The sequence below is a fragment of the Pseudoalteromonas sp. GABNS16E genome, assembly GCF_028598715.1.
In the GTDB taxonomy this organism is placed as follows: domain Bacteria; phylum Pseudomonadota; class Gammaproteobacteria; order Enterobacterales; family Alteromonadaceae; genus Pseudoalteromonas; species Pseudoalteromonas atlantica.
On sequence record NZ_JAQREZ010000004.1, the window covers coordinates 25,640 to 39,623 of the forward strand.

Genomic DNA, 13,984 nt, shown 5'->3' on the forward strand with positions numbered 1-13,984 from the left:
CCCTGTCATTAAACTATATTTATTATTGTGTTTTTATAAAATGTAACCTGCTTTACCCGCATTACTTTTCATAAGGCTTTAATGAGTGCAATATAAAAATTTAAATAGTGATGAACGCAGAGAAGCCGTAAAACTTTTATATTCTAATGCTTTATCTGGCATTGGTGTTTCGGCGTTAGTTAGCTTTGTACTTGTATTTGCATTTGACCTAACGGATGAGAGAACAAATCAAGAAAAAATAATTTGGCTTTTTTTCATGCTGGTTGTTTTAGCAGCAAGGCTAATGGATGTTATTTACTTTAACTACACCAAAGAAGTTAACCAGCCTTTTAATGCAAATAGCTTTTTAAAACGCTTTTCGGTGGGGTGTATAGCAACCGCGATTTCGTGGTCATGTTACGCATTGTGGTTTCATAAAAGCTCATCCACCGTTGAAATTACCACCACAATAGCTATTTTGTCGGCATTTGCTGGAGGCTCAGCCAATTTGCTCTCGGGTAGTCGCTTTACCTCGGTGTGTTACAGCATTATTTTATTAATGCCTTACTCTATAGTACTAACCTTATCTGATGACTATTACCACTATGTATTAGGTTTTTTAGGCATTACTTTTTCGGCAATTATGGTCGCCTCTTCTTATAAGTCGGCCACATTTACCCAAACGGCCATAAAATTACGAAATCAAAACCGCGAACTACTTAACGAAATGGAAAGCAAAGTAGAAACACGCACAGAAGAAATTTACCGTTTATCAAATACTGACCCGCTAACAAGCTTGTTAAACCGCACCGCTTTTTTAAAAGTGGCAAATAAACAACTGGCAGATCACCCCGAGGAGAAACTCGCTTTACTTTTTGTAGACCTAGATGGCTTTAAGCAAATTAATGACTCTATGGGTCATAAAGTTGGCGACCAAGTACTTAAAGAAATAGCCGAGCGACTCACTAACGTTTGCACCCGCCACTTATACAAATGCCGCTGGGGCGGAGATGAATTTTTAATTTTAACAACCTATGAGGATGAACAAGACTTATTTGATTTTGCCAAAAAGGTTATTAAAAGCATTCGTGCCGAGCATGAACGATATAAATACCAAAGCTGGGTATCTGCCACTATTGGCATAGCGTTATTTCCTGAGCATGAGGGTGATTTAAGCGCGTTAATTCGTTCAGCAGATTTAGCCATGTACCATCAAAAACGTATTGCCAAAGGCTGCGTAAATATTTACAACAATGACTTAAAGCGCCAACAAGAACGCGAACAATTGCTCAGCAAGCGCTTGGCAAGTGCAATAAAAGACAACGGCTTGCGGTTAGTGTTTCAGCCTATTGTGGATAGCCAAACAGCGAAGGTGACCTCCTTTGAGTCACTTTTACGCTGGCAATTAAATGACGAAGCGATATTTCCTGATGAATTTATTGCCATTGCCGAGCAATACAACCTCATAACCGAACTTGGCTTATGGGTGATTGAGCAAGCGTGTGTGCAAGCTTGCACGTTTAAAAACGTACAACCCCCTATTGCTGTGAGCGTTAATGTATCTGTAATACAACTTCAAGACCCTGATTTTGTCACTAAGGTTGTAAATATCGTTGATCAATACGGTGTAAAGCCAGAAAACCTACACCTTGAAATCACTGAATCTGTGTTTGCTGAAGATAAGCTCACCTTTTTAGCAGCAGTAAAAGAGCTTCAAAAACAAGGATTTTGTATTTCTATTGACGACTTCGGTACTGGGTACTCTTCCTTGTCGAGCATGTTAGATATTGGTGTAGACATAGTAAAAATAGATAAAAGTTTCATTCAAAATATGGATAAGCGAGGGTTAAGTATAATTCATGCGATTGTGCAAATGGCCTCAACACTTGATTTTATAGTAGTTGCCGAAGGTGTAGAAACCCTAGAGCAAGCCAACATGCTAAAAGAAATTGGCGTGTCTCACCTACAAGGTTATTACTTTTCTAAACCTATGGAACAACACTTTGTAGATTCGTACCTCAAAGAGCAAAATAAATTGTGTAGCTAGCAGTATGAAAAAACTCACTAAAGAGCAAGTCTATAAACGCCTTAACAACGATGAAGACGCACGCGCTTGTAAAGACATAAACGAAGATGACTGCAAAGAAGTGGCCGGTAACTTTATTCTTTTATTAACAAGCCAGCTTTTTAGTAAGTTTGCCGATGCCCTCCTCAACCCTAAAGTCACTCTGCCTTGGTTAATGCAAAGCTTAAACGTGCCAAGCGCGTTTATAGCGTGGCTCGTGCCTATAAGAGAATCTGGCTCTTTATTACCACAATTAGCGATAGCCAATATTATCCGTAAACTCTCTGTAAGAAAGTGGGTATGGGTTTGCGGTGCATTTGCCCAAGCGGTATGTATTGGCGCTATGGTTGGTGTTTCATTTGTGCTAGAAGGCGCTCAGGCTGGCTATGCAATTTTAGCTCTGCTGGTGCTCTTTAGCCTCGCCCGCGGGTTTAATTCTATTGCCGCTAAAGATGTATTAGGTAAAGTTATTCCTAAAAAAAAGCGGGGCAATATTAGTGGCCTGGCGGCAAGTATAGCTGGCTTTGCAACACTCACTTTTGGTTTAATGATGTGGTTTTTTTCGGGGCAAAAAGAGCAAAATACGGTATTAATTGCGCTGTGTTTAGGCGCCGTTTTGTGGGTTATTGCTGCACTTTTTTATAGCCGCATAAACGAATACAAAGGCGCGACACAAGGCGGTAAAAATGGCTTTTTAAATGCGCTAAGTAAATTAAAGCTGCTTTATCAAGATAAACAATTTGCACACTTTGTAATTACCCGCGCCTTTTTACTTTGCTCAGCCCTAAGCGCGCCTTTTTATATTATTTTAGCAAGCTCTCAGCAGTTTGAATTTTCATTATTGGCAGTATTTTTAGCCGTGTCTGGCTTAGCAAGTTTAATTTCTGGGCCAATATGGGGAAGACTCAGCGATTTTTCTAGCCAAAAGGTGCTTGTATTAAGTGCGTTGCTTGTCACCATAAACGGCGTGAGTGTGTTTGTAATAGCCACATGGTATAGCCAGCTGTTTGAATATGCTTGGGTAATACCTGGTTTTTATTTTTTGCTTTGCATAGCTCATCAAGGCGTACGGCTCGGGCGTAAAACCTATTTAGTGGATATGGCACAAGGCAATAAACGCACTGATTACGTGTCGGTTAGTAATACTGTAATTGGCATTTTGCTTTTAATGTTAGGGAGTATAGGGCTTTTAGAAGCATTTTTATCAACCGCACAGCTTATTCTGTTGTATAGCCTGCTCGGTTTGTTAGGTGCTATTAGCGCGATTTTTTTGCCTCAAGCAGAGTAATACCAATGCGCAATAATACGTGATCAATTAAGCGAATTGGTATAATAAAAAAGCCCAACAAAATAATTGCCGGGCTTTGGACTTAAGACCTAAGGATAAACAGTCAGCTTTACCTCAAGTTATATCACCTAAGCAGTTACATTTAGCAGTGAATCACCTTCACTTAAGCCAAATTTTTCTTGTACCGATGAAAGAATTGATTCTTTATCTTCATCAGATAGCTGGCTTGAATACTCAGTTAATAACTCATCTAAGTAGCTAACCACTTCGTCAGTATCAACAGACTCTAATGAGTTTTGTGGCGGTGGCGGCGGGCGTTGCCCTTCAGGGCGTCCTGCATCGCCAATACTTTTAGCGTCAAAATCAAGTTCGCTCATTAAATCAGCCAACTCTTTTGTCGGCGAGATCCCCTGCTCTTCAAATGCGGCTTGAATGCTTTGCGCATCTTCCGTGCTTAGGTTTTGTGCATCAAATTCTGCAAGTGTTTCTTTAACAAACTCAGTTTGCTCTGAAGTTAAAGCGCTTACTTGGCTAGATTGTTGAGTCATAAAACTCGCTGAGCTACCAATACTGTTGATCATATTTTTCTCCCTTAACGTGCGCGGCGTGGTGGCTTGTGTTCACTTAATTCTTGTTCGCTAATTTCGCCATTCCCATCGGCATCTATTTCGTCAAAAATAGTTTGCGCATCGCCTTGCGGTGGCGCACTTTCGCTAAATTCTGCGAGGCTAATCACACCGTCACCATCTGCATCTATGCTTGAAAAGTCAGGTTTAGGTGGTGGGTTATCACCGCCTCTGGCTGCAACATTGGCTGAAAAAGCCATTGATAATAATGCAGCAACGGCAAAAGTAGGAAAATGCTTCATCGTGGTCACCTTGGGTTAAATATTAATAAAGGGTATGAATATAAAGTACGCTTAAAAAATGCAAACATTGTGCAAACAATAAGGAAATAAAAATAAATCCGATTTTTATCATGTTATTTTTACCTTATTCGGTATTTCGGTTATTGTGATAACTAATTACTTAAAACCACTTTCAACACCTGTTTTGAGAGCTAACATACCAAGGACTTATTAACATACATGTTTAATCTTCCAATTTTTCTAGTTGTATCGCAGTGAAAATACCTAAACGCCTCCAGCCACTCGTTGATGATGGCCTAATTGATGAAGTGATAAGCCGCTTAATGAGCGGTAAAGAAGCGGATGTATTTGTGGTGCGCAGCGGTGGCGAAATTCGCTGTGCTAAAGTCTACAAAGATGCCGTTAAACGCAGCTTTAAAAAGGCAGCTCAGTATCAAGAAGGCCGAAAAGTAAGAGGCGGACGCCAAGCCCGCGCCATGGGTAAACGCTCTAGTTATGGGCGACAACTAGAAGAAGAAATTTGGCAAAATGCAGAAGTAGACGCGCTTTCACGTTTATCACGTGCTGGCGTCAGAGTTCCCGACACTTATTACTGTATTGATGGCGTGTTGTTAATGGAGCTTGTGTGCGATGAAGACGGTGATGTTTCTCCACAGTTAGGGCATGTGACCCTTACGCAGCAACACGCTATTGAGCAGTACAGTATGATGATTCATTATATTAAATTAATGCTGTGCGCTGGTATTATCCACGGTGACTTATCAGAATTTAACGTACTTGTTGATAGTAAAGGGCCTGTAATTATTGACCTTCCACAAGCTGTAAACGCCGCAGCCAATAACAGTGCGCAAGCAATGTTTACGCGCGATGTAAACAACATACGTCGTTATTATGCGCAGTTTGCACCTAGCCTATTAAACACTCATTACGCTAAAGAAATGTGGGCACTGTTTGAAGAGGCCAGCTTAACGCCAAACACTGTGCTCAGCGGAGAATTTGAAGACAGTAACGAATCTGCAGACGTAGATGCGGTACTCGATGAAATACAAGCGGCCGAATACGAAGAGTTCGACCGTTTAGAGCGTATTAAAAACGCTGACGATGAGTAAAACTGCGCTCACGTTTAGCTATTGAGGGTGAACAAACCGATAGCCCACACCGTAAACCGACTGAATAACGCTGTCGGTTTGCGTTACTTCATCAAGCTTTTTACGTAACTTTTTTATGTGGCTGTCTATAGTACGGTGGCTAACTATGCGTTGGTCTGCGTACATGGTGTCCATTAAGCTATCGCGTGAATAGATTCTGTTAGGGTTAGAATACAAGGGCTTAAATAGCTGAAATTCAAAATTAGTTAGTTCTATACTGCTATTTTTATAGTTTACACTGTAAGTACTTTCATCCAGTGTCATGGCATTATTTACCGGTTCTTTTGTGGTATTAACACGCCTTAAAATTGCTTTTACTCGCGCCACCAGCTCAGCATAACTAAACGGTTTACAAATATAGTCATCGGCGCCCAGTTCAAGTCCGAGTAACCGGTCAATCTCCTCCACCTTTGCCGAAACCATAATAATGGGCACATTAGAGAACTTTCTTATCGCTTTGCACAGCTCTATACCGCTTTGCCCTGGCAACATAATATCTAATAAAATAACACTTGGCTTATTACTTTCAAGCCAGCTAAGTACTTCATCACCATGATGAATAAGGTGCGTTTGATAATGATGACTTGTTAAAAAGTCGCTCATTAAATTGGCAAGTTTTATTTCATCTTCAACAATGAGTATTTGCTCACTCATATTTATCCTCTACTGAACTAATAAGGGTAATTTAATAACAATGCCAAGCCCGCCAATACTGGCTTTTTCGGCTGATATTTCGCCATTATGACCTTTAACAATATGCTGACAAATAGACAAACCTAAACCAGAGCCCCCCTCTTGGCGATTGCGAGAGCTGTCTACACGGTATAAATATTCAAACAAGTGCGATAAATGCGTTTGCTCAACGCCTATCCCGTTGTCCTCTATTATAAGCTCTAAATAGGCTTGGCCTTTAATATTTACGTTATTGGCACTTAAAGAAATAGTTGAGCACTGGGCGTAATGCACCGCATTCATTAATATATTATCTAGCAATTGCAGTATACGTGTTTTATCTGCGTTTACTGTGGTGTTGTTAGCACTATTAAGAAGGTAAAAATTAATAGCGTGCTGCTCAAAAATAACGTGATACTTTTGCTCTATGGAGTTAAGTAAAAAGCCTACGTCGGTAGGTTGCATGGTGTAATGCATGCCGCCTAGCTCGGCGCTGTTTAACATGTGTAGGTCGTCAATCAAGCGCTTTAAATGTAGCGCTTCATCGTTAGCAGAACTAATATTTTTATTATTTGGTTCACGTATCCCAAGCAACATAGCTTCGAGCTCACCGAGTAAAATGCTCATGGGCGTTCTTAGTTCATGAGAAATATTAGCTAACCAGCGTTTACGTACTTGCTCATCTTTAGCGAGCGTAAAGGCCAAAGTGTTAAAATCTTCACTAAGCTGGCCCAGCTCGTCTTTTCTATCTAATAAAAGTTTGGTGCTGTACTGCCCTTTGGTTAGCTTATGCATACCACTGGCAATTTGCTTTACAGGGCCAACTAAATGCCTTGCCAGTAAAAAAGACAACAGTAAGGTAAGTAGCCCTGCGGTTAACGCAATAAGCCATAAATAGTTAGTTTGTTGCTTTAAAAAATCCAGCTCGTACCCATCTGCTAGGCTTTTCCTTTTTGAAACAGCAAGGTAAGCAATTGTTTTACCTTCAAGCTCTATGGGCGTTTTAATGTACTTTAAATCCTCAAATAATTTACCAAAAATACGCTGCTGGTTTTCATCAAGTAGTGCATAGTGCGCGGCATGCTCGGGCGGTGGGCGACGATCTCGTTGCGCCATATGCTGTGGGGGTCTGGGTCTGCGTTCACCGCGAATTTCTGGGCGCTGTGGCATATCGCGTAAACTAGGTAAAAACTGGCTTGATTGCAATTGCGATTCAACCAACCTTAAAAAGCGCTGATCGTTACCTATAATTTTATCCCACGAAGGAGTTTGCGCGTATTTATTAGCCAGTTGTACTGCTAATGGCTCTAATGCTTTTACTTCTTTAGCGTTTACAAAATCAATAATACCTTGGCCAATACTGTACTGAATAAGCACAACTAGCCCCGCAATAATGCTAAAGGTGAAGCTAAATAATATTAAAAAAAGTTTGTTATGAATTTTCATTTATTTTTTATAAACCTGACTCTAAAAGCATTTGAGCTGTTATTTATTGCGTATTTTTTACTGCTAAAACATATTTTTAAAAGCTCTAAGCACTTTTAAGAATAGCCTGTAATAACAATTGTATTAATTGCGTGTTCTATTATAGCGACTTATAAATAGCGCCTTTAATAACAACGTATAACGTTAACAAGTAAAAGTGCAAACAATGTGCATTATATAAAAAATTAAGCTCAAAAAAGGCGACCTAAGTCGCCTTTGTTATTAATCGTTTTTTAAATGCTTATCAAAAAAGTCTAAGAACGCTTGTAACGTTTTAATTCTATGCGGCTGATAGGACAAGTAATGATCGCCATCTTCTAGCTCAATGTAAGTAACATCTTTATCTTCGTCATCTAGTTCATCTTCCATTTCTCTACTATGGTAAATAGGGACAACACTGTCGTCGCTACCATGCACAAGTAAAACAGGTTTGTTGATTGATTTAGCAAAATTGACCGGCGAATTGGCCTCTAACTTATCGCTATTTGTTCCAAACTGTTTTCGTACTATGTCTTTGTTTGTAAAGTGTCGGGCTTTACTCACAATATGCTCAAGGTCAGTCACCCCTGCAAAACTTGCCGCACATTTAAATGTTTCAGGGTGTTTAATAACAGCCATTAAGGCGGCGTATCCACCGTAGCTTGCGCCACCAATACAAATTTTATCTGGCTGAGCAATCCCTTGGTCTATTAACCAGTTAGCTCCATCTTGTAAGTCATCTTGCATGGCTAAACCAAAACCTTGGATCGACTGCATTAAAAAGTCATAACCATAACCACTTGAGCCACGAAAGTTAGGCTGTAACACGGCGTAACCATTATATGCCAGTAGCGCAGTCCAATAGTCAAAGCCTGCATAGTCTCGCGCCATAGGCCCACCATGTGGAAATATAATAGTGGGTAACTTATCGCCTTTCTCATAGCCAACAGGCAGCGTTAAGTAGCCTTCTATAATAAGCCCGTCACGCGCTTTATAGCTAATGTGCTCTTTACCGGCGTATACGCTTTCGTTAATGTGTGGGTAAACGTCTGCAAAAAATGTTAAATCACCTCGCTTTCTGTCACCTAACATGTAGGCGCCTGATGTTTTATCTGAGCTGACATAAAGTACATATTTTTGCTGATCGTCGCTGGTGCTAACAATATCCATTTCAAATGAATCTTTAGGTAGTGATGCTCGTAAAGAGCGATGTAGCTTGTCTAAGTCTTCATCCCAATACGCAATACCATCTTCTAAATGCGAATGCGTAAAGCCTGCCACTTCGCCAGTTTTACGGGAGTAAAAAATATCGCCATCGACATCGTACTTGTCGTCGCTAAAAATGAGCTCACGTTTGTTAGTTGTTAGATTAAGCTTAAATAATGCATCACGCCCTTCATGTAACGCAGTGATGTATAAAAAGTTAGGGTCTTTATCAAAGCCAAGTATCGAAATGCTTTGCTCACTAAATACTTCGTAGCTAAATAGTGTTTGCCACGACTCATTTTGCTCGTTGTACAGCTCGTAAGTAAATTGTGTTTCATCCATTTTTTTAGCAATACGAACCTTGCCTTGTCTATCAGCAAACCAACTGGTTACATCTGCACGAGCACGTTGTATTTGTTTTTTGCGTAAGGTAGTTAGGTCAAGTTCATACACAGCAGGGGTATTGGCTATTTTAAAGTCGCCCTGCACGAGTATTTTATTTTCTTGCTCCGGTAAAAAGCTAATAATTCGGTCAGAAAACTGAGGCTGCTTTTCATCACGCGTGTTGTTTGCTCTAAACGCCAGTTTTATTCCTTTATCATCACTTAGATTATACGAATACATTAATGTAGACGCATACTTAACCCCACCAAATTGATATTTAATGTATCGTGCGCCCAATAACAAAACATCATTATTTGCCCAACTAAACCAGTCAAAAAATACAGTGTGGTTATCCGATTTAATAATCGGCTTGCCCTTGCCTGTTGTAAGGCTTTGCACCATTAAAACTAAATCGCCATCAAGGTTTCTAACATACGCAATGTTATTTCCATCTGGTGAGAGCTTAACTTGGCTTATGCTTTTTAAGCCTGCAAACGCTTCTATGGGTAGCTTTTTATCAGAGGCTGATAGGCAGCTAAAACTAAGTAGGGCAAATACTAAAGTGAGGTAAAGTTTAGACATTCAATATCCATTTGTTTTTATAAGTAACGCTTAATGAGTTAACAGTAAGTGTATAAAGTTAATCTGTTATTTTACAATTGTGGCCGCTTTAGTACAAATTTATCTTTAGTAGAGCTAAAGTAGTCTCCACCCATTTTACCTATGCTGTTTAAACGCGTGGGATCTATATAGCCATTTACTAACACGTTATCGTCAATATAAATTCCCACCACGTTGAGTAGCATAACTTTGCCGCCACCGGGTTCGTCGCTTATCTGAATAACGTCTCTTAAGGTGCACTCGTATCTTACTTTAGCCGCTGCGGCGCCTGGGGATGTTACGTGTGTACTGGCGATTGTTTCAATATTTGCTGCCTCAAATTCACTCACATTATGTGGATAATTAGCGCAGCTTTGATTCATTTTTTTTACTAGCTCTTCACTTACAATATTAACCACGCAGTTGTTAGTGGCTTGAAGGTTTAAAAGCGTGTCTTTATTGGCTTTGTCGCGTGGGTTTACTTGGGTCACGCTCAGCACTGGCGGGTTACAGCTGGCCACTGTAAAAAAAGAGTACGGGGCAATATTAGCAATCCCCTCCTTACTAAGTGTGCTTACCCAAGCAATAGGCCGTGGGCTAATACCCCCAACTAAATACGAGTAAACATTGTGCTGCGTGCTTTGCGTTAAATCTAAAAACATAATTTTCCTTTATACGTCGTACTGCAAATCGTAAAAGCGCTGTAATGCGTACAGTATTTCATAACTGCAGCCACTTTTTTAAATATGCGCGAAAAAATAAACATAGTGTGGTTTAAACGCGATTTACGCCTTAGCGACCATCAACCACTTAAAAATGCATTTAATGATGATTTACGCACATTACTGCTATACAACTTTGAGCCACTAATGCTTGAGGATGCACATTATAATGCGCGCCATTGGCGTTTTGTTTATCAATCAATAGGCGAAATAAATCAGCAGCTAACTCGCTATAAAGCAGCGCTGTATATTTTTAACCAAAACATGCTGACACTGTTAAACACGCTTAATCAAACATACCAAATAGCAAACATATTTAGCCATCAAGAAATTGGCTTAAACAATACCTTTGAACGCGATAAAGCCGTTGCTATATGGTGTAAAGCTAACAAAGTTAACTGGCTTGAATCACAAACGGGCGGCGTTATTCGTGGCAAAAAAAACCGTAAAAATTGGAACGCACGCTGGCAACAAACAATGCAGGCTCCTATTGCTATTCCTAATTGGAAAAACATAAAAACCATTACACTTAATAACTACCAAACACCTAAATTGCCCGACAGCTACACGCAAAATGACGACAACTTTCAAGTAGGTGGGCCTTTAACTGCGCACACAATATTGCAAAGCTTTTTTGCTGAGCGCGGTAAGGGATATCAAAAAGGCATATCTAGCCCCAGCTTAAGCCGTATTCATTGCTCTAGGCTTTCGCCTTATTTAGCGTGGGGTAATATTAGCCTTAAACAGGTGTACCAAATGGCTATTGATGCATACCATGCAAAACACCCAAGCAAAAAAGGCTGGAAGCGTCCGCTTGCTGCATTTGTATCGCGTTTGCATTGGCACTGCCATTTTATGCAAAAATTTGAAAGTGAGAGTACGATGGAGTTTAAAGCGCTCAATGCGGGGTATCATCAGTTCCCATATAGAAACGATGACAACGTACAACACGATATTGAGCGCTGGGCACAAGGCCAAACGGGTATACCCATTATTGATGCCTGTATGCGCTGTTTAAAAACCACGGGCTATATTAATTTTAGAATGCGCGCTATGTTGGTTAGCTTTGTAACGCATCATTTAAATATAAGCTGGCAGCAGGCAAGCTTACCTTTGGCAAATTACTTTTTAGACTTTGAACCTGGCATTCATTACCCACAAATACAAATGCAGGCCTCAGTTACGGGTATTAACACCATTAGGCATTACAACCCAATAAAGCAATCTGAAGATCAAGACCCAACCGGCGCCTTTATTAAAAAATGGTGCCCCGAACTTGAAAAGCTGCCGATAGAATATTTACACGAGCCTTGGCAACAAACACCAATGGAAGCGCTGTTTAACGACTTTAAACTTGGTGAAGACTACCCCGAGCCCATGCTTGATTTAACTCAAGCCTCCAAATCCAAACAAGCGCGCGAACGTTTATGGCAATACCGCGAGCGCGCCGATGTTAAACGTGCAATTCCTAACATATTAAAAAAGCATGTAGGGCTTACTCGCACACACAAAAACACCGCAAAAAGTAATTAATATGGCAAATAAAAAAAGCCATTTACCACAAAAAATGTGCCCTGTTTGCAACAAGCCTTTTGCATGGCGTAAAAAGTGGCAGCGCGATTGGGATAACGTTATTTACTGCTCAGAGCGCTGTAAACGTAATAAAAATTAAAAGGTATTAATCCTTTATGCTATACGTGAGCTGGCGTCTATTTTGCAATGGTATGAATAACTCGGCTTTTAAGGCTGTATTTAGGTGTTTTATGTAAATAGCACTTACTCAGCCTGAAAAGCTTACATGCAACGCAAGGAGAAGATGATGACGATTAAAAAAACGGCAAACTCAACCTGGTCAGGCGATATTAAAACAGGTAAAGGCAGTATTTCTACACAAAGCGGCGCACTTGATAAACAACCATTTGGTTTTAATACTCGCTTTGAAGACGAGCCTGGTTCTAACCCAGAAGAATTAGTGGGAGCTGCGCACAGTGCCTGCTTTAGTATGGCGCTTTCGCTTGCTCTTGGCGATGCCGGTTTTAAAGCCGATAAAATTGATACTAAAGCCACCGTAAGCCTTGATGAGGTTGATGACGGCTTTGCAGTCACCCATATAGCGCTTGAAGTAAACGCACGTATTAAAGATATTGCTAACGAGCAATTTCAGGCATTGTGTGAGCAAACTAAAAAAAACTGCCCTATTTCAAAGCTACTTAATACCGAAATCTCCCTAAACGCAACGCTCGACTCAACCGCATAAAACGTAATTTTTAAACCTTACGGTTTTACGCGTTAAGCCAGGTAACCTGTTACTTGGCTTAACACTCATCCCTAACCCTTTTTGAGTTATTTGAGTTTAATAACTCATTTAGCAATGCAATGCCCATCCCTAAGGCAGGCCACACTACCCATAAATAATTTGGCGATGTAATTAAGTTTATCGCGGTCAAAAATACCAAAGCCACAAAGTAACGTTTTAAAATATCAAAAAATGCTGGTGTATTCATGTTTGCTCTCCTCTTAAAATGTAAGGTTATTATTGCCTTAACTTTTAAGCTTTGGAGGTGTTATTTGTCATTAGTTAATATGACATTAGTCATCAATTTATAGCAGCCCCTTCAAGCGCATCTCTACAAATACTTATACAAACATACAGTTACTTACAATTATTTAAATGTATTTTAAAAAGAATTTAATATAATACCTTTTCTAGATACACCTATTTAATTATAAGAAAGGATACTTATGCGCTGCTTAATACCACTCTCTTTGCTTGCACTTAGCTGTACAGCATCAGTAAACGCTGAACAATCAGCATCAAAGCAATGGTTTAATACAATCAACTACGCAAAAATAGATTCACGCTATTACAGCGATAATGTGTACGGATTATCTACGCATTATTACTTTGAAGAGCAACAAAGCTCGGGAGTGTGGGATGATTATGGCTACCTAGATACAGATAGTAATATAGGCTTAAATTACTTTAATTCAGATGGTTTTAGTAGAAAAGGGATTTTTGGAGAAGGCTTTTACGGTAATGCTTTTGCAACCATAGAGCTACCTAATATTGGCGATACTGATACCTATTCACTTGGCATAGGTTACTTATTTGCTGATTCGCTAAAAGTATCTGCACGTATGGTAGATTACGAATATGGCGATACAGTTTATTTATTTAAAGCGCAATATAATCACCAAATTAATGACACCGACTACATTGGTTTTACTGTTGAGACGGATGATGAAATAGAGTCGTGGGACTTATCATCACGTTACTTTGCTCACCTTTACGATGAACGCTACTTTACTATAAATGCTGACTATCTCGATGCTGGCGATGATTCAATTTTTAATGTGTTGGCAAATTATTACTTTAATAAGCATGTTGCAGTTGGCGTTGGTTTATACGACTCAGATTTAGTTGTTGAAGGTAAATACTTTATTAACGATAACTACTATTTTACAGCTAATTACACCGATAACGATGACTACGATATATACAATCTCAGTTTTAGTAAATACAAAAAAGCCGCCTTGCTGGAGTCACTTCAGCTAAATAAGGCGGCTTTTATATTAAAACAGCTATAG

General features: G+C 39.7%; 14 protein-coding genes. 7 read left to right on the plus strand and 7 right to left on the minus strand.

Annotated elements, in window-relative coordinates:
- Positions 1-85 precede the first annotated feature (85 nt).
- Positions 86-2,026: a putative bifunctional diguanylate cyclase/phosphodiesterase gene (locus PSI06_RS02950; protein WP_029773418.1), complete on the plus strand. Its 1,941-nt coding sequence runs from the start codon at positions 86-88 to the stop codon at positions 2,024-2,026.
- 4 nt (positions 2,027-2,030) lie between these two features.
- Entirely contained in the window at positions 2,031-3,332 is a 1,302-nt protein-coding gene (locus tag PSI06_RS02955; RefSeq protein WP_273602895.1) for an MFS transporter, read from the plus strand.
- 128 nt (positions 3,333-3,460) lie between these two features.
- Here PSI06_RS02955 and PSI06_RS02960 read toward each other — a convergent pair whose 3' ends face one another.
- Positions 3,461-3,913 (minus strand): hypothetical protein, encoded by a 453-nt coding sequence (locus PSI06_RS02960; protein ID WP_004587402.1) that lies wholly within the window; start codon positions 3,911-3,913, stop codon positions 3,461-3,463.
- A gap of 11 nt (positions 3,914-3,924) precedes the next feature.
- Positions 3,925-4,200: an EF-hand domain-containing protein gene (locus PSI06_RS02965; RefSeq protein WP_248451086.1), complete on the minus strand. Its 276-nt coding sequence runs from the start codon at positions 4,198-4,200 to the stop codon at positions 3,925-3,927.
- 254 nt (positions 4,201-4,454) lie between these two features.
- Here PSI06_RS02965 and PSI06_RS02970 point away from each other — a divergent pair, with 254 nt between their 5' ends.
- Complete coding sequence (locus PSI06_RS02970) at positions 4,455-5,309, plus strand: PA4780 family RIO1-like protein kinase (protein WP_273602894.1); 855 nt, start codon at positions 4,455-4,457, stop codon at positions 5,307-5,309.
- Between the two features lie 18 nt (positions 5,310-5,327).
- Here the strand turns inward: PSI06_RS02970 and PSI06_RS02975 are convergent, their stop codons facing one another.
- The 4 genes from PSI06_RS02975 to PSI06_RS02990 form a co-directional block, all read right to left on the minus strand.
- Positions 5,328-6,002, minus strand: coding sequence for a response regulator (locus PSI06_RS02975; RefSeq protein WP_029773415.1), 675 nt, complete (start codon positions 6,000-6,002; stop codon positions 5,328-5,330).
- A gap of 9 nt (positions 6,003-6,011) precedes the next feature.
- Positions 6,012-7,466, minus strand: a complete 1,455-nt coding sequence (locus tag PSI06_RS02980) for an ATP-binding protein (protein WP_004587406.1) — start codon at positions 7,464-7,466, stop codon at positions 6,012-6,014.
- A 261-nt stretch (positions 7,467-7,727) separates the two neighbouring features.
- A complete protein-coding gene (locus PSI06_RS02985; protein ID WP_004587407.1) occupies positions 7,728-9,656 on the minus strand; it encodes a S9 family peptidase in 1,929 nt (642 codons plus the stop codon).
- A 71-nt stretch (positions 9,657-9,727) separates the two neighbouring features.
- Positions 9,728-10,336, minus strand: a complete 609-nt coding sequence (locus PSI06_RS02990; RefSeq protein WP_273602893.1) for a flavin reductase family protein — start codon at positions 10,334-10,336, stop codon at positions 9,728-9,730.
- Positions 10,337-10,420: 84 nt separating this feature from the next.
- Here PSI06_RS02990 and PSI06_RS02995 point away from each other — a divergent pair, with 84 nt between their 5' ends.
- The 3 genes from PSI06_RS02995 (at position 10,421) to PSI06_RS03005 (ending at position 12,653) form a co-directional block, all read left to right on the plus strand.
- The gene (locus PSI06_RS02995) at positions 10,421-11,929 is read left to right on the plus strand and encodes a cryptochrome/deoxyribodipyrimidine photo-lyase family protein (RefSeq protein WP_273602892.1); all 1,509 of its coding nucleotides are present in this window, start codon (positions 10,421-10,423) and stop codon (positions 11,927-11,929) included.
- Between the two features lies 1 nt (position 11,930).
- Entirely contained in the window at positions 11,931-12,068 is a 138-nt protein-coding gene (locus tag PSI06_RS03000; protein WP_004587410.1) for a DUF2256 domain-containing protein, read from the plus strand.
- 147 nt (positions 12,069-12,215) lie between these two features.
- Positions 12,216-12,653 carry an OsmC family protein gene (locus PSI06_RS03005; RefSeq protein ID WP_004587411.1) on the plus strand — a complete coding sequence of 146 codons (438 nt, stop codon included), beginning with the start codon at positions 12,216-12,218 and terminating at the stop codon, positions 12,651-12,653.
- A 58-nt stretch (positions 12,654-12,711) separates the two neighbouring features.
- Here PSI06_RS03005 and PSI06_RS03010 read toward each other — a convergent pair whose 3' ends face one another.
- The gene (locus PSI06_RS03010) at positions 12,712-12,900 is read right to left on the minus strand and encodes a 2TM domain-containing protein (protein ID WP_273602891.1); all 189 of its coding nucleotides are present in this window, start codon (positions 12,898-12,900) and stop codon (positions 12,712-12,714) included.
- A 238-nt stretch (positions 12,901-13,138) separates the two neighbouring features.
- Here PSI06_RS03010 and PSI06_RS03015 point away from each other — a divergent pair, with 238 nt between their 5' ends.
- Positions 13,139-13,984: a putative porin gene (locus PSI06_RS03015; protein WP_273602890.1), complete on the plus strand. Its 846-nt coding sequence runs from the start codon at positions 13,139-13,141 to the stop codon at positions 13,982-13,984.